General features: G+C 29.7%; 18 protein-coding genes and 4 pseudogenes. 14 read left to right on the top strand and 8 right to left on the bottom strand.

Annotated features, from left to right (window positions below):
- Positions 1–144: 144 nt before the first annotated feature.
- The 5 genes and pseudogenes from GQR92_RS14095 to GQR92_RS14075 form a co-directional block, all read right to left on the bottom strand.
- Positions 145–276 (bottom strand): annotated as a pseudogene (locus GQR92_RS14095) (IS1595 family transposase); the annotation flags it as partial.
- Between the two features lie 12 nt (positions 277–288).
- Positions 289–1,193 (bottom strand): annotated as a pseudogene (locus tag GQR92_RS14090) (IS982 family transposase).
- Between the two features lie 106 nt (positions 1,194–1,299).
- A pseudogene (locus GQR92_RS14085) lies at positions 1,300–2,064 on the bottom strand (IS1595 family transposase); the annotation flags it as partial.
- 469 nt (positions 2,065–2,533) lie between these two features.
- Positions 2,534–2,815: a rhodanese-like domain-containing protein gene (locus tag GQR92_RS14080; protein ID WP_158840612.1), complete on the bottom strand. Its 282-nt coding sequence runs from the start codon at positions 2,813–2,815 to the stop codon at positions 2,534–2,536.
- A 50-nt stretch (positions 2,816–2,865) separates the two neighbouring features.
- Positions 2,866–4,612 (bottom strand): annotated as a pseudogene (locus GQR92_RS14075) (aromatic amino acid hydroxylase).
- 158 nt (positions 4,613–4,770) lie between these two features.
- Here GQR92_RS14075 and GQR92_RS14070 point away from each other — a divergent pair.
- Positions 4,771–5,043: a hypothetical protein gene (locus GQR92_RS14070; RefSeq protein WP_158840610.1), complete on the top strand. Its 273-nt coding sequence runs from the start codon at positions 4,771–4,773 to the stop codon at positions 5,041–5,043.
- Positions 5,044–5,111: 68 nt separating this feature from the next.
- Here the strand turns inward: GQR92_RS14070 and GQR92_RS14065 are convergent, their stop codons facing one another.
- Positions 5,112–5,498: an ankyrin repeat domain-containing protein gene (locus GQR92_RS14065; RefSeq protein WP_158840608.1), complete on the bottom strand. Its 387-nt coding sequence runs from the start codon at positions 5,496–5,498 to the stop codon at positions 5,112–5,114.
- Positions 5,499–5,765: 267 nt separating this feature from the next.
- On the opposite strand from GQR92_RS14065, the gene gpmI reads away from it, so the two are divergent.
- The 6 genes from gpmI (at position 5,766) to GQR92_RS14035 (ending at position 10,403) form a co-directional block, all read left to right on the top strand.
- Positions 5,766–7,283, top strand: a complete 1,518-nt coding sequence (gene gpmI, locus GQR92_RS14060; protein WP_158840606.1) for a 2,3-bisphosphoglycerate-independent phosphoglycerate mutase — start codon at positions 5,766–5,768, stop codon at positions 7,281–7,283.
- A 19-nt stretch (positions 7,284–7,302) separates the two neighbouring features.
- Complete coding sequence (locus GQR92_RS14055) at positions 7,303–7,845, top strand: thioredoxin family protein (protein WP_158840605.1); 543 nt, start codon at positions 7,303–7,305, stop codon at positions 7,843–7,845.
- Entirely contained in the window at positions 7,845–8,246 is a 402-nt protein-coding gene (locus GQR92_RS14050) for a BT0820 family HAD-type phosphatase (protein ID WP_158840603.1), read from the top strand. Before GQR92_RS14055 ends, GQR92_RS14050 begins: the two co-directional genes overlap by 1 nt.
- A gap of 57 nt (positions 8,247–8,303) precedes the next feature.
- Positions 8,304–9,107: a type I methionyl aminopeptidase gene (gene map / locus GQR92_RS14045; protein WP_158840601.1), complete on the top strand. Its 804-nt coding sequence runs from the start codon at positions 8,304–8,306 to the stop codon at positions 9,105–9,107.
- Between the two features lie 97 nt (positions 9,108–9,204).
- On the top strand, positions 9,205–9,579 hold the full coding sequence (locus GQR92_RS14040; RefSeq protein WP_158840599.1) for a GxxExxY protein: 375 nt from the start codon (positions 9,205–9,207) through the stop codon (positions 9,577–9,579).
- Positions 9,580–9,632: 53 nt separating this feature from the next.
- Positions 9,633–10,403 carry a class I SAM-dependent methyltransferase gene (locus GQR92_RS14035; RefSeq protein WP_158840597.1) on the top strand — a complete coding sequence of 257 codons (771 nt, stop codon included), beginning with the start codon at positions 9,633–9,635 and terminating at the stop codon, positions 10,401–10,403.
- Here the strand turns inward: GQR92_RS14035 and GQR92_RS14030 are convergent.
- Positions 10,400–11,719 (bottom strand): hypothetical protein, encoded by a 1,320-nt coding sequence (locus GQR92_RS14030; RefSeq protein ID WP_158840595.1) that lies wholly within the window; start codon positions 11,717–11,719, stop codon positions 10,400–10,402. The two genes, GQR92_RS14035 and GQR92_RS14030, sit on opposite strands and share 4 nt — an antisense overlap.
- Before the next feature lie 63 nt (positions 11,720–11,782).
- Entirely contained in the window at positions 11,783–12,775 is a 993-nt protein-coding gene (locus tag GQR92_RS14025) for an FAD:protein FMN transferase (RefSeq protein ID WP_158840593.1), read from the bottom strand.
- A gap of 116 nt (positions 12,776–12,891) precedes the next feature.
- Here GQR92_RS14025 and GQR92_RS14020 point away from each other — a divergent pair, with 116 nt between their 5' ends.
- The 7 genes from GQR92_RS14020 (at position 12,892) to GQR92_RS13990 (ending at position 19,336) form a co-directional block, all read left to right on the top strand.
- Positions 12,892–13,737, top strand: coding sequence for an OmpA/MotB family protein (locus GQR92_RS14020; protein ID WP_158840591.1), 846 nt, complete (start codon positions 12,892–12,894; stop codon positions 13,735–13,737).
- Between the two features lie 80 nt (positions 13,738–13,817).
- Entirely contained in the window at positions 13,818–14,537 is a 720-nt protein-coding gene (locus GQR92_RS14015) for a 3-ketoacyl-ACP reductase (protein ID WP_158840589.1), read from the top strand.
- Positions 14,538–14,848: 311 nt separating this feature from the next.
- A complete protein-coding gene (locus GQR92_RS14010) occupies positions 14,849–15,388 on the top strand; it encodes a hypothetical protein (RefSeq protein ID WP_158840587.1) in 540 nt (179 codons plus the stop codon).
- Positions 15,389–15,595: 207 nt separating this feature from the next.
- Entirely contained in the window at positions 15,596–16,036 is a 441-nt protein-coding gene (locus GQR92_RS14005) for a helix-turn-helix domain-containing protein (RefSeq protein ID WP_233269872.1), read from the top strand.
- Complete coding sequence (locus GQR92_RS14000; RefSeq protein ID WP_368074181.1) at positions 15,931–16,848, top strand: IS3 family transposase; 918 nt, start codon at positions 15,931–15,933, stop codon at positions 16,846–16,848. Before GQR92_RS14005 ends, GQR92_RS14000 begins: the two co-directional genes overlap by 106 nt.
- 126 nt (positions 16,849–16,974) lie before the next feature.
- Positions 16,975–17,751, top strand: coding sequence for an AraC family transcriptional regulator (locus GQR92_RS13995; RefSeq protein WP_158840585.1), 777 nt, complete (start codon positions 16,975–16,977; stop codon positions 17,749–17,751).
- A gap of 61 nt (positions 17,752–17,812) precedes the next feature.
- Positions 17,813–19,336: a S41 family peptidase gene (locus GQR92_RS13990; RefSeq protein WP_158840583.1), complete on the top strand. Its 1,524-nt coding sequence runs from the start codon at positions 17,813–17,815 to the stop codon at positions 19,334–19,336.
- Positions 19,337–19,343: the final 7 nt, after the last annotated feature.

Below are 19,343 nucleotides of genomic sequence, written 5' to 3'. Positions count from 1 at the left end.
ATTAAGAGAGGCTTTTTTTCAACATTTTATTACAAGAACTCTCTTACTACTGTTTAAATTATATACATTTTAATACATAATCACTTTTATAATTCAGACTTTAATAAGTATCAAAAAGTGATTTAAGTTTTTAGAGGTCAGTAGTTAGTTACATATAATTTTGTGCTGCTCTACTTTATCCTTTTGAACCATTTTTGTTATTAAGTTATTGAATATTGTTGCTTTACTTTGTGATCGATTAATTCTAAAACAAAATTCATTAAAATATCTATTTAACGTGAGTTCGAGCTAATCAATCGCAATATTCGGTAACATATTCGGGATTTTTATAGAAGGTTTTTTAGGTAAAAAAGAATATGCAATTAATCCAGAGATCATATTTGTTATGAAATTATCAAAAGATCTATGTCTAGAATGTTCAATTTGGCAAGTGTTTTTTAGTACATCATTTACTGTTTCGATGATTGCTCTTTTTCTTAGGATAACTTTATCCATATAGTCCATTGCTTTCTTTTTCATGTTTTTTCGAACTTTAGTTATTAAATGAATTCCGTCTACAAAAAGTCTTTCAAATAAATCTTTCCCAATATATCCTTTGTCTCCAAAAATTTTTCCAAATAATTTGTCGTGAAACTCTTTTGTTTGAGAGGGAATCTGTCGTCTACATTGGCTGGAGTGAACATAAAATCAATAATTTCTCCTTTGTCATTGCAGACAATATGTAGTTTAAATCCAAAATACCACCCCATAGTTCCATAGCTTTTTTTGGCAATATCTTTAAATACTTGATGTTGTTTTTCTCTTTTATAGTGACATACTTTTAAAGGAGTAGAATCAATAAAAGAGATACCTGTGCAATCGCCTAAACAATACATTTTCATAAAAACGGCTAAAGGTTGTGTAACCTTTTTTTGAAGTTCTACAAATCTATTATAAGAAACACAATCTGGAAACAGATCTTGTCTGTATTTACAAATATGGTTTAAGTAAAAGTGTTTAAGGTTTCGGTAAGACTTTAGGTGAAATATAACAAGTATGGTCATCACTTCACTATCAGACATTTTGAACTTTCTATTACGTTTTTTAGTTGTTGAACCATCAGAAATGCTGTTTTTATTAAGAATTAAGTTAAATTCTTTCATAAAATCATCTAAAGAACAGAAAATTTCTATAATTTTACTATCAGAAATCATAAGCAGGATATTTATTAATATATTAGAATTCAGTACTTTAATATACTAAATATTCTGCTTTTTTTATAGGTTTAATTAAAATTTCTTACATCGAACTCACGTTAGTTAGATTATAGTCACTTACCCAAGAATACGTTGTTCTTATCCAAGATTTCACTTGATGAATCATTGTATGAAGTGCTTTAAAATTCATACCTCCATTACTTTCTATTTGAGTAATATTATAAGCTTTCACAATAGGTCTGTAACCTCTCCATTTGTCGGTTATCACTTTAGCTTCTCGACTGATATGATTCACAAAAATATATTGCAAAGAACTAGCTGAAAAATCTTCGATTCTCATGGCATACATTCTTTTAACTTTTCCATCTTCAGTTAGTTCAACAGCAGTTATAGCTTTCTTTTTCTTAGCATTATAACTTCTTCCTACTTTATCTTTTTCTCGTCCACCCAAAACAAATTCATCCACATGAACAATACCGGTCATAGGACTATTTCCACTACTTTCCATAGCTTCTCTAATTTTGAGCATAAATAAACGTGCAGTCTTTTCTGTTACACTAAAACGAACTGCAACATAACTAGCAGAAAGGCTTTTAGTACTCGTACTCATTTCAAAAACAATAAAGAAAGCTTTTCTAACACCAAACTTTACTTTATGAAAAAGTGTGTTTGATGTAGATGATTCTTGATGAGAGCAAATATTACATGTCCGTGAAAAATCTTTTCTTATTTGAGCCTTGTTATGACCACATTTAACACATTGAAATCCATCTTTCCACTTAATATCTGCCAAGTATTTCTTGCAATCTTCATCCGTTTTAAACCGATCAGCAAACTCTAGAAGGTTTTGTCCTTTAAATATATTCATAATATTACTGTATTTGTTGTTTTTAAAGATATGAATTTAAATACTGACCTCTATAAGTTTTAATTCTTTTCTAAACTTTTCTATGTTGATTTGCTTTTCGATATAAAATTTTATGCGATATTTTTCCTTCGGTAAAAACATAAAAATAGTTGTTTAAGAAACGCCCTTTTTCTAAAGGAATTAAATAAACATATTATTAAAAGGCATTCTCTAAATTACTTAACCTAATCATGTGATATATAATTATACCATTTGATGGACAGAAATGCATTCTATAATAAAAAGATTAAATAACAACCAATTATGATTAAGGTGGCAATATTTTATAAAGTGTGTAAGTTTCAAAACTCAGAATTGATTAAACACTAAGTTTTTGAAACTTACACACTTTCTTATGCACTATTGTTCTATCAGAAGAACACTAAAAAAACAATCAAAAACACATCGATTATTTAAAATAACTCACACACTATTTAGAAACGTGCTGATCTACATTTTGCCAAGGTCCTCCGTTAATCACATCGATACCATGGTTTGTTAAAAACTGAGTTGCTTGTCCGCTTCTTGCTCCACTTCTACAAACTGCAATTACAGGTTTGTTCCAAGCTTTAATTTGCTCAACTTCTAAAGGAATTACGGTTAAAACAATGTGCTCTGCACCTTCTGTGTGCCCTTCATCCCATTCTTCTTGTGTTCTAACATCTAAAACAACAGCTCCTTTTTCTAAATATTCTTTAATTTCTGCACTCATATCTTTTCTTTTAAACATGTCAAATAGACCCATGTTGTATTTTTTAAATATTAAACTCGACACAAAATTAGTCCATTTTCAATTAACTTTGTGTAGCTTTTGTTACATTTTAACTCCTCTAATCTCTCTAAAATAGCAGATTGAATAGAAAAATGCTCTTGCAAAGCTAATTCATATAATTCTAATGACAATAACCAATCTAATTGAAATTGAGTTTTTAACTGATTAAATAGTTCTGTTATTTTTTTATTTGTTGATGATTTATCTTCTCGCATCTTTCTTACTTCCTCATACAAACCATACAACTCTTGTTCTTTTTCTGTGTAACTAATTTTATGTGTTTTAGTTTCAGAAACCTTACCTAAACCTAAAAAAGAATCTACATCTGCAGAACCCGCATACGCAGAAACTACTTCTTTACCAATTGCCATATCATAAATTCCCCATGCTGGCTTAAATAACGTTTCGTCTTTATAAGTTACCGTACAATCCTCTAAAGAAATAATTAAAATCTTACCTCTTAAATCTCTAGTGCCAGTAATTGCTTTTCCTTTTACAACAACTCCACTTTCAAACTCTAAGGTCATAAACTCACCTTCGTAGATTCCATACGCTTTTAAATCTCTTGGACTCATATCTTCAATCGGTAAGTTAATTCCTTTTAATTTACCAACAGGACTTCCAAAACCACCTGCGTGACTTGTAATTCCATGTCCTATTAATTCTTTATCTCTATTTGCTAAAGCCGTTGCTCCTGTTGTTTGAAAATAAGCAACTTTATTATTTTTATACTGAATAACTTTAGAAAAAACAGCAGATATTTGAATACCTGTTGTTAGTTCTATCGTTCCAAAATTATCTGAATCTATTAGTTTTTGAATACTTCTTAACCCACCAGTTCTTATAGCCATTGTATTTGCAAACTCATCTAAAACCAGACTTAAATAAGCAAAATCTGGTGTTACAAATAATTGCGGTTGTGGTTTTGTAATGTCAAAATTTACGGTTGCAGCATCAATAGAATACCCTACTTTTTTCACTTCACCTTTCATGCACCAAGCACTTTCTCCTATTGATGAAAGCAAACCTGCTCCGTATATTTTAGGATTATTTAAAGTACCAATCAACCCGTATTCTACAGTCCACCAATGTAAATTTCTAATTTTAGCCATTTCAGATAATTCGCCCATATTATTTTGAAGGTATGCAACTTTTTCTTGCGCAGCTTCCACTTCTTTTTCTGGTGAATTTGAGTTTTCTTTTAAGATTGATAAAAGCCTAATTGCCTCATACATTTCATAATCTTTAGAAGAAAAAATTGCCTTGCTTCCTATTTCTCCAAATCTTCTTAGATACTCAGCATATTCTGGATTCGAAATTATAGGTGCATGACCAGCTGCTTCATGAATAATATCTGGTGCAGGCGTGTATTCTATATGATTTATGGTTCTCATATCTGAAGCAATTACTAAAACATTATAAGCTTGAAATTCCATAAAAGCATTTGGCGGAATAAAACCATCTACCGAAACTGCAGCCCAACCTATTTCTTTTAATATTCTATTCATACCTTCCATAAAAGGAATGTTTTCTAAAGAAATACCTGTTTTATCTAAACCTGTCATATAAGATTTATGTGCTACCTTACTCAAATAAGCTACATTCATTTCTCATTACATAACGCCAAACAGCTTGATTTTGTGCTGTATATTCATCATAAGGTTGTTTTACCACGAACTTATGTAAATGTTTGGGTAGTTTCTTAGTAACTTCTTTTAGTTCGAAATGGACGCTCATTAAATTTGTATTGAATTATTCTTACGAAATTACATCTTAAAATATTAATTTCACAATTAACTTCTTGTAAAACTTTATTTTTTAAGTTTATTCTAAAAAACTACATGTAACATTTTACACTTTTTCACTACTTATAACTAAATACAAAATTATTAATTATGGCAGGAGGAGGATTTATAGCACACATGATTGCAAGTTTAAATACAAATAAACGATCTCATATTTCTACTTTTGATAAAATTAAAAATTCTAAAAAAAGTAAAAAAACAGCCCTCCATTTTAATAACAAGGCAAGCCCATCTCAATTAAAAAAAATCAAAGAAAAACTTATCAAAGAAAATGAAATTGCTTTCAAAAGAAAAGTAATGATCCTAATACTATTAATTACTATTCTTTTAATCACTTTAAATTATATGGACTATTCTTTATAACAAAAAAAACAGACTACCTTAAAAAGATAGCCTGTTTTGCTTTAGATTAATTAATTCAAATAATAAGACTAAAGCGATTCTTTTATAACTTTAACTGCATCAAAAGCTTTCGATCTTTTTGCCATATCTAATGCTGTCATGTTTCCTCTGTCTGATTTTGTCTTTAATTTTGCTCCATTATCAATTAAAAACTGTACAACTCTAACTTTATTATACCTAGCTGCATACATTAAAGGCGTTAAACCATTCGATTTTTTGTTTACATTTTCTCCCGTTTCAATCAGAGATTTTACAGCTTCATAATTCCCCATACGTATCAACTTAAAAAAAGCACTAACATTATATTGCGATTTAATTGTGACTACGCTCTTAGGATTTTCGTTTTTTAGAGCTGTTGCATTTACAGATCCAAAGGCAAAAAGACAAAGTAATAATGGTAAGATTAATTTTTTCATAATAAATAAGTTTTGGGTTTATAATTAATTTGTTTCTGATACTTAAAAGACTATTAACGCTTTGTTATGTTTCTACAACCAACAGCAATTAACAAGTATTTAACTAATAGCATTTACCAAGAAAAACTCAATAACCGTTAAATTCTACTCACCTACTATTTATTCTAAATTTATAAAGTTTATTTACGTTATCGGTTTCGTAAAAAATTGATAAAATCAATAAAAGCGATAAAATATTTCTTAATTTTACTGTTCAATTTTAAGACAATGAACAAGAAAGTTATCCTTATGATTTTGGATGGTTGGGGAATTACACAAGACCCTAAAGTATCTGCTATTTACAATGCAAAAACACCTTTTATTAACGGTTTATATGAGAAGTACCCAAATGCTCAATTAAGGACAGATGGAGAACATGTTGGTTTACCTGAAGGACAAATGGGTAATTCGGAAGTTGGTCACATGAATTTAGGTGCTGGTAGAATTGTTTATCAGAATTTAGCTCGTATCAATAAAGCGGTAAAAGAAAAAACTTTAGGTAAAGAAAAAGTATTATTAGATACTTTTAAATATGCCAAAGAAAATAAAAAGGATGTTCACTTATTAGGCTTACTTTCTAACGGAGGAATTCACGCACATATAGATCACCTAAAAGGATTGTTAGATGTTGCAAAAGAAAACGAAATAGGAAATGTGTATTTACACGCATTTACAGATGGTAGAGATTGTGACCCTAAATCTGGAACCTTTTTTATTAACGACATTCAGGAATACATGAAAGAAAGCACAGGAGAATTGGCTTCTGTAACTGGGCGTTATTATGCAATGGATAGAGATAATAGATGGGAACGTGTAAAAGAAGCTTATGATGGCCTTGTTAATGGTGTTGGTACTAAAACCACGGATGCTGTTGCAACCATGAACAAGAATTATGAAGACGGAATTACAGATGAATTTCATAAATCTATCATTGTAACGAATGAAGATGGTTCGCCAAAAACACAAATTAAAGAAGGTGATGTAGTTTTATTCTTTAACTATAGAACAGATAGAGGAAGAGAATTAACAAACGCTTTATCTCAGAATGATTTTCCAGAATTTGGAATGAAAAAATTAGACCTATATTACACAACCATTACTTTGTATGACGCAAGTTTTAAAGGGATAAACACTATTTACAACACAGATAACATTAAAAATACCTTAGGTGAAGTTTTATCTAAAGCTGGTAAAAAACAGATTAGAATTGCGGAGACTGAAAAATATCCTCACGTAACATTTTTCTTTTCTGGAGGACAAGAAGAACCGTTTAAAGGAGAATCTAGAATTTTAAGAAACTCACCAAAAGTAGCTACTTACGATTTAAAACCAGAAATGTCTGCGTACGAATTAAAAGACGCTTTGTGTGATGATTTAAAGAAAGGTGAAGCTGATTTTGTTTGTTTAAACTTTGCAAACGGAGATATGGTTGGGCATACAGGAATGATGGATGCTGCAATAAAAGCCTGTGAAGCTGTAGATATTTGTGCTAAAGAAGTAATAGAAACTGGTTTAGATAATGGTTATTCTATTTTATTAATTGCAGATCATGGTAATTGTGAAACAATGATGAATCCTGATGGATCTCCTCATACAGCGCATACAACAAACCCAGTTCCTTTTATTTTAATTGATAAAGAAATAAAATCGATAAATAGTGGTGTTTTAGGTGATATTGCTCCTACTATTTTAGATTTAATGGGCTTAGAACAGCCTAAAGAAATGACACAACATTCATTATTATAATTTAATCTTTTTTTAAAGAATGAAAAAACTCTTTTTATTAGCTTGCTTTGTTGTACTTGCATCTTGCAACGTACAACAAAAAGCAACTGAAACAAAAAAAGCAACTGCAGTAAAAAACCAAAGAGGAGATTTAATTGGATTAGCAAATAAAGCGTCTTTTCAACAAACTCCTTACAAAACTTGGTTTGATCAAAAATTTGATATTTATACTCCAGATGCAGCAACAATTGCTTCCCTTAAAAAGGAATTAGAAGGGGTTACAATTAAAGGTTTTATGGGAACTTGGTGTGGAGATAGTAAAAGAGAAACTCCGCGTTTTTTTAAAATCTTAGAACAAACTGATTTTAATTTAAATAATTTTGAACTAATTACAGTAAACAGAAGTAAAAAAACACCTGATAACTTACAAGAGGGTTTCAACATAAAAAGAGTACCAACTTTTATCTTTTATAAAAAAGGAAAAGAAATTGGTAGATATGTAGAATATGCTCGCGAATCTTTAGAAAAAGACATGCTAAAAATTGTTTCAGGTGATATCTATAAACATTCTTACGACCATTAATGCTGCCAGAAAATCCATTAATAATTGCTGTAGATTTTGACGGCACCATTGTAGAAGATGCATACCCAAAAATAGGCAAAGAGTTAATCTTTGCCTTTTACACATTAAAAAAACTACAATCTGAAGGCCATAGATTAATCTTATGGACTTACAGACATGGAAAAAGACTCGATGAAGCTGTTGCTTTTTGTAAAGAAAACGACCTTGAATTCTATGCCGTAAATAAGAATTTTCCAGAAGAAGTTTTTGATGAAAAACACAGTCGTAAAATTCATGCCGACTTATTTATAGATGATAGAAATGTTGGCGGTTTTTTAGGATGGACAGCCATCTATAAATCTATCTTTAATTACGAACCACCTAAAAAAAAGAAGAAAGGATTTTTCTCTTTTTTCAAATAGATAAACACTCCTATTTTCGCCTAAAATATAGTAACTTTGCTTTTCAATTTTTTTAACATGATTAAGATAAAAACAAGAGAAGAAATAGAACTTATGCGCGAAAGTGCCTTAATCGTTTCTAAAACATTAGGTATGCTTGCAAAAGAAGTAAAACCTGGGGTTTCCACTTTGTATTTAGACAAACTTGCCGAAGATTTTATTAGAGCTGAAGGTGCTGTACCTGGTTTCTTAGGATTATACGATTTTCCAAACTCACTTTGTATGAGCCCAAATTCTCAGGTAGTACACGGTATTCCAAATAAAAAACCTTTAATTGAAGGCGATATTATTTCTATAGATTGTGGCGCATATAAAAATGGTTTTCACGGAGACCATGCCTATACATTTGCTGTTGGAGAAATTGCACCAGAAACAAAAGAACTTTTAGACGTAACTAGAGCTAGTTTATATGTTGGTATTCGCGAGTTTAAAGCGGGTAATAGAGTTGGCGATGTAGGTTTTGCTATTCAGAAATTTACAGAAGATCATGGTTACGGAGTTGTAAGAGAATTGGTAGGTCATGGTTTAGGTAGAGAAATGCACGAAGATCCAGAAATGCCAAACTACGGTAAAAGAGGAAGAGGAAAGAAATTTGTTGAAGGAATGGTGGTTGCTATAGAACCAATGACAAATTTAGGAACTCATAAAATTAAACAACATGCAGATGGTTGGACCATTACTACTTTAGATAACAAACCTTCTGCTCATTTTGAACATGATATAGCAATTGTTAACGGTAAACCAGAATTACTTTCTACATTTAAATATGTACATGACGCATTGGGTATTGTTACCGATGAAGAGGATGCATTTAGACAATAAGTATTTACACTGAGATTCACAGAGTTTATTTTATTATGATGTAAAAGAGTTTCACAGAGAAATTGTTTATATTATAAAACCATTTCGTAAATAAACTATGGATAATAAAATAACAGAAAAGATTATTGGTGCAGCCATTGAAGTTCATAAAACTCTTGGGCCAGGTTTGTTAGAATCTGCTTATCAAGAGTGTTTATTCTTTGAACTAAAAAATCTAGGTTTAAACGTAAAAAAGGAAGTTTCACTACCAATAATGTATAAAGAAATAAAATTAGATCACGGTTATAGAATTGATTTATTGGTTGAAGATAAAATAGTTTTAGAACTAAAAACGGTAGAGTCTTTAACAGATGTTCATTCTGCTCAAATTTTAACATATATGAAATTAGGCAATTACCCATTAGGATTATTAATTAATTTCCATACAAAACTATTAAAAAACGGATTAAAACGTTTTATAAACACAATTTAAAACGCTGTGATTCTCTGTGAAAATTCTCTGCGAATCTCTGTGACACAACAACCATGAAACTCTTTAAATCCATATTAAATACCATCCCAAGACCTTGGTTAATAAAAGCTAGTTACCTAGTAAGGCCTATAATTGCTTTTTCTTTAAAGGGCGATACATTTACAGATCCTATAGATGGTAAAAGTTTTCGTAAATTTTTACCATACGGATATGGAAAACAGCGAGAAAATGCACTTTCTCCTTCTACGCTATCTTTAGAGAGACATCGATTAATGTGGTTGTTCTTAAGAGACGAAACTACTTTTTTTACATCAAAAGAAAAACTAAAAACTTTACATATTGCGCCAGAGCAGTGTTTCTTAGATATTTTTAGAAAGCAAAAAAACTTGGCTTACACAACATCAGATTTAGAATCTCCAATTGCAGATGTTAAAGCAGATATTTGCGACTTACCTTTTGAAGACAACTCTTTTGATGTTATTTTCTGTAACCATGTGTTAGAACATATTACAGATGATACTAAAGCAATGCAAGAGCTGTTTAGAGTGATGAAAAAAGGCGGATTTGGTATTTTTCAGATTCCGCAAGATTTATCAAGAGAAAAAACGTTTGAAGACAATTCTATTACAGACAGAAAAGAACGTGCTAAAATATTCGGACAATATGATCACGTGAGAGTTTACGGTAGAGATTACTTTAACAAATTACGTTCTATAGGTTTTTTGGTTGATGAAATTGATTATACACAAAAAATCGCTCCAAAAAAACTAGAACGATTTTGTTTAATGAAGCACGAAATTCTTCCGGTATGCTATAAGAGTTAATTGCCTTTATGTTTTCTTAAAAACTCTCCCATTTTCTCTAGTTCCTCATCACCTAGCACAATTACGTCATTTCTTAAAATCTGATATTTACCTAATTCTAATTTAACAACTTTAGAATCTCCTGCATATTTTTCATAGGCATCTTTTGCGACACTTACTTTTGCTCCTTCTTGGTTTATCCAAATTACTTTACCTTTTTTAATTACTTGGCTCTTATCTTCATAAAAAGCACCAACATATTCATAACCCGATTCTGAATTTAATGTTTTTCCATTAGTTGCACATAAAAATGAATGTATATCAGATCTATCTTCAGCATATAAAGGATATATTCCACCACCTAAATCACCTCCAAATAGATACCATTCTTTTTGTACTTTAACCTCTCCATCTTTATTGTACTTATCTATGATATCACTCTTTTTTAAGGATTTAAACAACGCTGTATTATCAGAAGCTCTAACTATTTTCTTTACATTTAAATCATACACCATTGGCTCTTTAGAATTATCTGGATAGCTAACCAACCTACCATTACCTCTTGGTAACATTAGCTTACCATAATGCGTAGCAGTAGCATTAAACGCTAAAACATCTGGTAAAAGAAAACCATTTTTATCATTTGTATTAAAACAATAAATTTTAGTAGCTTCTTCTTTTTTATTCTTCAACAAAATAAAACCTTCAGAATTGATGCCATCTTTATATGTTTTAGCTTCTACAAGAATTCTACCTCTATCATCTATAACTCCAAAATTTTCTCCTTTGGTGTATAACGCAATATTATTTGCATTAAAATTATAAATACTATCAACCTTTAATGATAAAGTTTCCGATTTATTACTCCAAATAGTTTTTAGTGAATCTATTTTTTTATGCTCTTTTTCTTTTCTGATACGTTCATCTTCTTGTTTCTTTATCTTAATTTCTAACTCCTCAATAGTTTCCTTTATTAAAATATGATTGTCTAAGTTATTTGCATATTCTTCAGAAGTTTTATCAATGGTAAGTAAAAAGTATTCTCTACTATAAGATTCTGATTTTTTTAAAAAATCTAATTTCTCTTTTTCTGTACTTTGATACAAGTGATTTTCATAATAGATAAGAGATGCTAACGATGCTACATTTCTATCTGTTATGGTATCCATAAATTTTAAAGCTTTGTTAAACTGTACTAAAGCTTCTTTGTAATTAATACTTGTTTCTATTGCTTCATTAGCTCTCTTAATATACACATTAGCAATATCTTGATTTGACTGCGCATTGGTAAGTGTAAAAGTAAATAAGCATAAAAGTGTAAGAAATAATTTTTTCATAATAATACTAAATAGTCTAAGTTAAAAAATGCAATATAATAAAAAGACATCATTTAAAACTCACTACTCATAGGCATTTGTCTTATATTCTTTTAATTTTCCTTTTTCATCAATAAACAATAAAATAGCATCTATATTTTTATGTTTTTGTAAAAATTCTTTAGCTTTATTTAGTCCCATTGCCATAAAAGCAGTAGCATACGCATCTGTATCTGCACAATCTAAATTAGCTATTACAGAAGCACTTAACAAACTACTTTCTATTGCATACCCTGTTTTCGGATTTACTGTGTGCACATATTTTCGCCCATCTTTGGTGATTCTAAATTTTCTATAATTACCAGAAGTTGCCATAGATTTGTTAGATAAATTGATATTTCTAAACCCCTTAGTACTATCTTTTTTTATGGGGTTTACCAATTTAATAACCCAAGGATGGTTTTCCTTTTTTACTCCTTTTGCTCTAATTTCGCCTCCAATTTCCACTAAATAATTGGCAATATTTTTACGATCTAAAAAACGAGCAACCACATCAATTCCAAATCCTTTAGCTATAGAATTAAAATCTAAGTAAATGTTAGGATCCTGCTTTTTAACTTTACCATCAACAATGGTAACTTTATCTAAACCAACATAGAGCATTTCTTGTTTTACCTGCGCTTCCGTTAAATTTATTTTTTCTCTTTTTGGTCCAAAACCCCAAGCATTTACAAGGTTGCCAACCGTTGGATCGAAATACCCATCGGTTTCTTTATAAATTCTTTTCGATTTTTTAAAAACTTCCAAAAACAAATCATCTACAACAACGGTAGAATCTCCTTTATTAATTTTAGAAATATTAGACTCAGGCATGTAGGTTGATAATGACTTATTCATTAAAAAAAACAAACTATCAATAGATTTCTGATAGTTTTGAGGTGCATCTAAAAACACTATTTTATAAGATGTTCCAAAAACATATCCTTTTAAAGTAAAATCTTTTGTTGTCTTTTTTTCAGCACAAGAAATAAGAACCAATATAAATGTTATAAAAATAATTTTATTTTTAAGTATCATAAATTGTAAAATATTTCTACAAAAATAGAACATAAAGTTTTCATAAAATATCAATAATAGTTCTTTTTTGTTCCTACAATTCGCTAAATTTGTTAACTTAATTTAATCTTTTATAAATGAAAAAAATATCATTCTTATTATTAACTGCTATTACGGTAAGTTCTTGTGTTTCTAAAAAAGAATTTGCTTCTTTACAAGCAGAACATACCGAAACAAAAACAGAGTTATTAGATACAAAAGCTAGTTTACAAAAGTGTCTAATTGAAAACGAAAAAGAGTCTACCAAAGTGTTTACCTTAACAGAACAGGTAAAAACATTAAAAGAGGATAAAAAAGGTGCCTTAAAACAAGTTGAAAACTTAACAGTTTTAACTCAATCGTCTTCTGATAACATTAAAAATGTTATTTCTCAATTAAGTGAAAAAGACAAATATATTAACGGTGTTAGAAAAGCAATGAGTCAGAAAGATTCATTAAATCTTGCTATTAAGTATCATTTAACTAAAAACTTAACAGACGGAATTCAAGATAAAGACATTGAAGTAAATGTAGAAAAAACGGTAGTATTTATTTCTATTTCTGATAAATTATTATTTAAAAGCGGTAGTTATAACGTAAACGAAAATGCATACAGTGTTTTAGATAAGATTGCGAAAGTAATTAAAGATCAACCAGAAATGGAAGTGATGATTGAAGGACATACAGATACAACTCCTATAAAGAGAAATTTAATTCAAGACAACTGGGATTTATCTGTATTAAGAGCTACTTCTATAACAAGAGTTTTACAGTATAAATTTGGTGTTAAACCAGCAAGATTAATTGCTGCGGGTAGAAGTCAATATGTACCATTAGTACCTAATGATTCTAGTGTTAACAAAGCAAAAAACAGAAGAACAAAAATTATTATCATGCCTAAATTAAATCAATTTTTTGATTTGTTAGAGCAAGATAAAGAGTAATTTGATTCTTAAATAACAGTAAAAAACCATCTGAAACTCAGATGGTTTTTTTGATTTAAAAAAATAAATTACAATAAAAAATGGAAAAATTAAAAAACAAAAAAGCAATTATAACTGGTGGAGGAAGAGGTCTTGGAAAAGCAACTGCACTTGCATTTGCTAAAGAAGGAATTAATATAGCCATTACAGGTAGAAATGAAACTGTTTTAAAAGAAACGGTTGCAGAATTAAAAGCACTTGGTGTTAACGCTATTTACGCTGTTTTTGATGTTGGCAATTATGAAGGAGTAAAAACAGGAATTAATAACATTATAAACACATTTGGTACTGTAGATATTTTGGTAAACAATGCAGGAATTGCTGCTTTTGGAACGCTTAACGATATGGAAGTTAGCAAATGGACCCAAATTATTCAGACCAACGTAATGGGTATGTATTACGTTACTAAAGAAGTTTTACCCTATTTAATAGCTAAAAACGAAGGTGATATATTTAATGTAGCATCTACTGCAGGACTTAGCGGAAACGCAACCACATCTGCTTACTCAGCATCTAAATTTGCAGTTATCGGTATGTCGGAATCTTTAATGAAAGAAGTACGTAAAAACAATATTAGAGTTTGCACACTAACACCTAGTACTATTGCATCAGACATGTCTATAGAACTAGGTATTGCAAATAAAGATTCTGAAGACCGTGTTTTACAGCCAGAAGATTTTGCAGAATTAATTGTTGCAGGATTAAAATTACCAAGAAGAGCCATGCTTAAAGGTGCTTCTTTATGGTCTACAAACCCATAAGTTTGTAATTACAACTTGAACAAAAACGAGGTATAAAATTGTAATTATTCAACAATTTTATACCTCATTTGTATTTAAAATTATAAACTTATTCTAATACCACTTTAAGATGGTTTCTTGTTTTTATCGACTTGACTTTCTCAAAAAAATCAACTAACTTCGTTTAACTTCTGATATAAAACATTAAAACGTTCGATATCATTATAGTTACCACACATTTGAAAAAAACCGAACGCCCATATAATCTAGAAGAAATTAAAACTTTGAGAAGTCGGAAAAATTCTCTTTGGCAACATTTTGAAAACTTCGGAATGAAATGGATTTTTATAACACTAATACTTTTAGCACCATTATTAATTTATGAAAAAGTTGTTGGAAAAGTTTCTTCTGAAATACAACTTCTGACTTCAATTCCTTTGTTAATAATTTCAATCGGAATTGTTGTTTATCTTATGAATAAAAACGGAGAAATAGGTTGGAATAAAAAAGTTGAAAACGAAATAAAAAACGGAAAAGCACAAATTCTGAAAATCAAAACGGAAAAAGTAATTAAGAGAAAGCAAACTTACGATTTGGGTTCTGGATTTTATATTAAAATATCGGAAAATGAAACATTATATCTACAAGGACAATATTTTGACGAATTACAATATTCACGAAAATTCCCAAATACGGACTTTGAAATAGTGAAAACTAAACTGAATTTTAATGAATTAATTGACATAAACTATTTTGGGGAATATTTAAAACCTAAAAAGAAATTAAAAGCTTTTACGAAAGAACAGTTTGAAAAAAACGAAGTTCATTACGATGGAGATTTATTGAACATTCCGATTGAAGAAATAAAATAAAAACGTGTGGTAACAACGTGTATAATTAATTGCTAGTTTTAGCTCACTTGGGAAATTCCTTCGGAATTTCGCCGTTCGTGCTTTATTTACTAAATTCACTGTTTAAAACACGCAACTAATCATACACAAACACGTTAAACGAACCTTACTCCAAGAAGCGTCCTGAAATAGGTTGACTAAAAATTAAACATTTAATTATAGTCACTTATGAAAACACAAAAAGAACACTGGCGAAAAAAAAGCTATCAAAAAGCAACACTTGAACTCAAATTATCTGTCGTTGACCAAATTCAAAATGGCCAGATTTCTACTAACTTTGCTTCCAAAAAATATGACGTTCCAAGAACAATAATTGGGTATTGGATCAAAAAATATAGTACTTTAGTCCAACAAAACACAGGTATGAGTAAATTAGATGAAATTAAAAAACTAAAGGAGCGTATTGAAGAACTGGAGTTTGTAAAGGATTTTCAGCAAGATATTATTGCAGATATGGAAATTATTACTGGCGTCGATTTATCAAAAAAGTCGTTACCCAAAACATTAGCGAAAGAGATAGAACTAAAAAAGAAAAACCGTTTAAAAGAAAATGGTTCTATCAGTGTTTTGGGATTAGTAAACAAGCCTTTTACAAAAGAGAAAAAGTAAAACAAAGTAAAGCTATAAACGACACTAAAATAATTACGATGGTTAAAGAATATCGTAAAAAAGTAAGCTCCAGAACTGGAGGAAAAAAACTCTATAAAGAACTTAAAAATCAGTTGATAGAACTAGATATTAAAATCGGTAGAGATAAGTTTTTTGATGTATTAAGACTGCATAATTTACTCGTACCTAAACTCAAAAACTACATAACTACCACAAACTCTAATCATCTATTTAAAAAATATAAAAACCTCATTCAAAACAAAATACCTACTAGACCCGAACAACTTTGGGTAAGTGATATTACAAACATTAAAACAGAAAAAGGACACAACTATTTAGCAATTGTAACTGATGCATATTCAAAGAAAATTATGGGCTACAAACTAGAGGACCATATGAAAGTATCACTCTGTAAGGACGCTTTAAAGATGGCTTTAAAAAACAGAAAATATCCATCAAAAAAATTGATTCATCATTCTGATAGAGGTATGCAATACTGTTGCACAGAATATACCCAGTTTGCTGAAAATAATGGAATAACAATGAGCATGACAGAGCAATATGACCCATATGAAAACGCTATTGCAGAGAGAATCAATAGAACTTTGAAATATGAATACGGACTTAGAAACTGTCTTAAAAACACTCTTATTGCTCAAAATTCAGCTAAACAGGCTGTAGATATTTACAACAATTTAAGAACACATTTTAGCCTAGACTTAAGAAAACCAGCAGAAGTACATTTAAATCCAAACATCAAATACAAATCGTATCGAAAAAATAATGTAAATTTGACTGAACTTACAATTTAAAAACAAACATAGTTCAAAATATTTTTTGCCTTCTAAACGGCTAAAAAAATAGTTTGAACGGTATAAATTAACCTAAAAAAAGGTCAACCTATATCAGGACAATACAGAAACACCGAGAAAACAAGAATGATATTTGATAATTTAGAATATATAAGTATTGAAAACCAAAAAACTAGTTTTCCAAAACATTTTCACGATACGTTTTGTGTTTCACTTATCCACGCAGGAGTTGAACAAATTGATTTTGAAAATCAAAGTCTTTTTACTGAAGCTGGAAGTATATCAATTACCAATCCCTACGAAATACATTCTAATCCTGTAATTGAGGACAAATCACACCTTAATTTCGATACTATCTATATACCGAATGAATTAATGCAGGCGGTTTTAAATGGGGAAAACATCAAATTTGTAAACCGACAAATTAAGAGTAAAAAAGCTAACCAATTGTTCTTGGAACTAAAAAACGCTTTGGACACAAAAAATGATAAAGTAATTGAGTTTACTCTATCACAATTCGTTAATGTCTTGAAACTTTACTCTCAAGAAAATGAAAAAGAATATTCAGAGTTAAATTTCGATAGTTTTAGTCAAGTTAACAACTACATTGAAAATCATATTTATGATAAAATTCAACTAAATGAATTATCAAAAATAGCAAACATAAATAAATTTGGATTTGCAAAAAAATTTAAAACTTCAACAGGTATGACACCAATGAATTATATTTTAATGAGGAAAATATTTTCTAGCAAAAAAGCGATTAATTCAAATTCAGAACTTACCGAAATAGCATATCAATATAACTTTACAGATATGGCTCATTTTTCTAAAACGTTTAAACGCTTTATTGGGATTTCACCAAAAAAATATAAAGCAAGTATAATTGCAAAAATGAAGTAACCAATATTATACAAGTGGTTACAATCTCTTAAAATTACATTTGGAGAAAAATAATATCCAAATGAACAAAGTAACCTATTTATCTCTTTTCTTTTTTATAATATCTAACATTTCATTTTCTCAATCTATTGACGATTCTTTTTCACAAATAAAAATGCAAAAAGATTTAGAGATATTTAGAAATATACGCCTAAAAGCTAACTCTGGGCTATACAAATACCGAACTAAAGAACAAATTGACAGTATCTATAATTGGGCAGAAAAGGAAATTAACAATCTATCGACTTACATAGATTTTTATAACCTAATTTCCACTCTTACCGATTATGAAGGAAGTTTACACAATAACACCTTTTTTCCAGAAAAGAGATTTGAAACAATAAAAAAAGAATATATAGGATATTTTCCTTTTCCAGTAAAAATTGTAGAAAATAAAGTCCTGCTCAATTTCCAAACAAGCGAAATCCCTTTAGGCGCTGAAATAGTTTCGATTAACGCCCTGGAAATTAACGATATAATTCCGAACACATATAAATTCTATACAACTGACGGAATCAACAAAACGGGAAAACAAATTGGAATTAATGGTTCTTTCAGTAAATATTATAGATACTTGTTTGGGCTTGAAAACGAATTTAAAATCACTTTCAAAACTAAAAGTTCGGACACAAAAAAAACTATCATTGTAAAAGGTGTAGGATATTCTGACTATCGAAAAAACTTTAAAAATAGACATTCTAAACCTTTCGATCGTTTACAATATGAAGACCCAAACGAAGATGAAATTTACAACTATAAACAAATAAACAAAAACACTGCAGTTTTAACAGTAAACTCATTCGATATTGGAGGAAATGAAGAGGCAGCAGAGCATAAAATATACAAAAATTGGTTGGATAGCATTTTTGTAAACATCAAAAAAAACGGTATCAAAAACCTTATTGTCGATGTACGAAATAATGGTGGAGGAACAGATCCAAATGATGTAATTACATATTCTTACTTGACTTCAAGAAAATTCCAAGAAAGTAAACAGGTTTGGATTAACTTCAAGAAAATTCCACTATTAAAATATTACGATTCACCAATTCCTGCTTTTTTAAGACCTTTGGGTGTTGGAAAATTCAACCGTTATTTTCAAAAAAGGTTTCCAACGGAAAAAAACGGAAAATATTTCATAAGCAAGGAAACAAATGAAATGAAAGTTAGAAAACCTAATAAAAATGCTTTTACAGGAAACATTTATCTTTTAATAAGTCCAAGAGTTGCTTCGGCAGGTAGTTTATTTTCAGCTATGGTTGCAGGTAATCAAAACACCATTACCATTGGAGAAGAAACTATGGGCGGATATTACGGACACAATGGACATACCTCATTTGAATACATATTGCCTAAATCAAAAATTGCGACAGAGTTTTCCATAGATAATATTGAACAAGATGTTCCTAAGAAGCCCAATCAATTTTATAATAGAGGAACTATTCCCGACTATAATGTGACTCAAACATATGAGGATTATCTGAATCAAAAAGATACTCAAATGGACTTTACACTTAACTTGATAAAAAAGAATGATTTGGAATAAAAACGTT

This window comes from Polaribacter sp. L3A8 (assembly GCF_009796785.1).
In the GTDB taxonomy this organism is placed as follows: domain Bacteria; phylum Bacteroidota; class Bacteroidia; order Flavobacteriales; family Flavobacteriaceae; genus Polaribacter.
The sequence above is the reverse complement of the archived record's forward strand: the minus strand, read 5'-3'. Positions and strand labels throughout refer to the sequence as shown.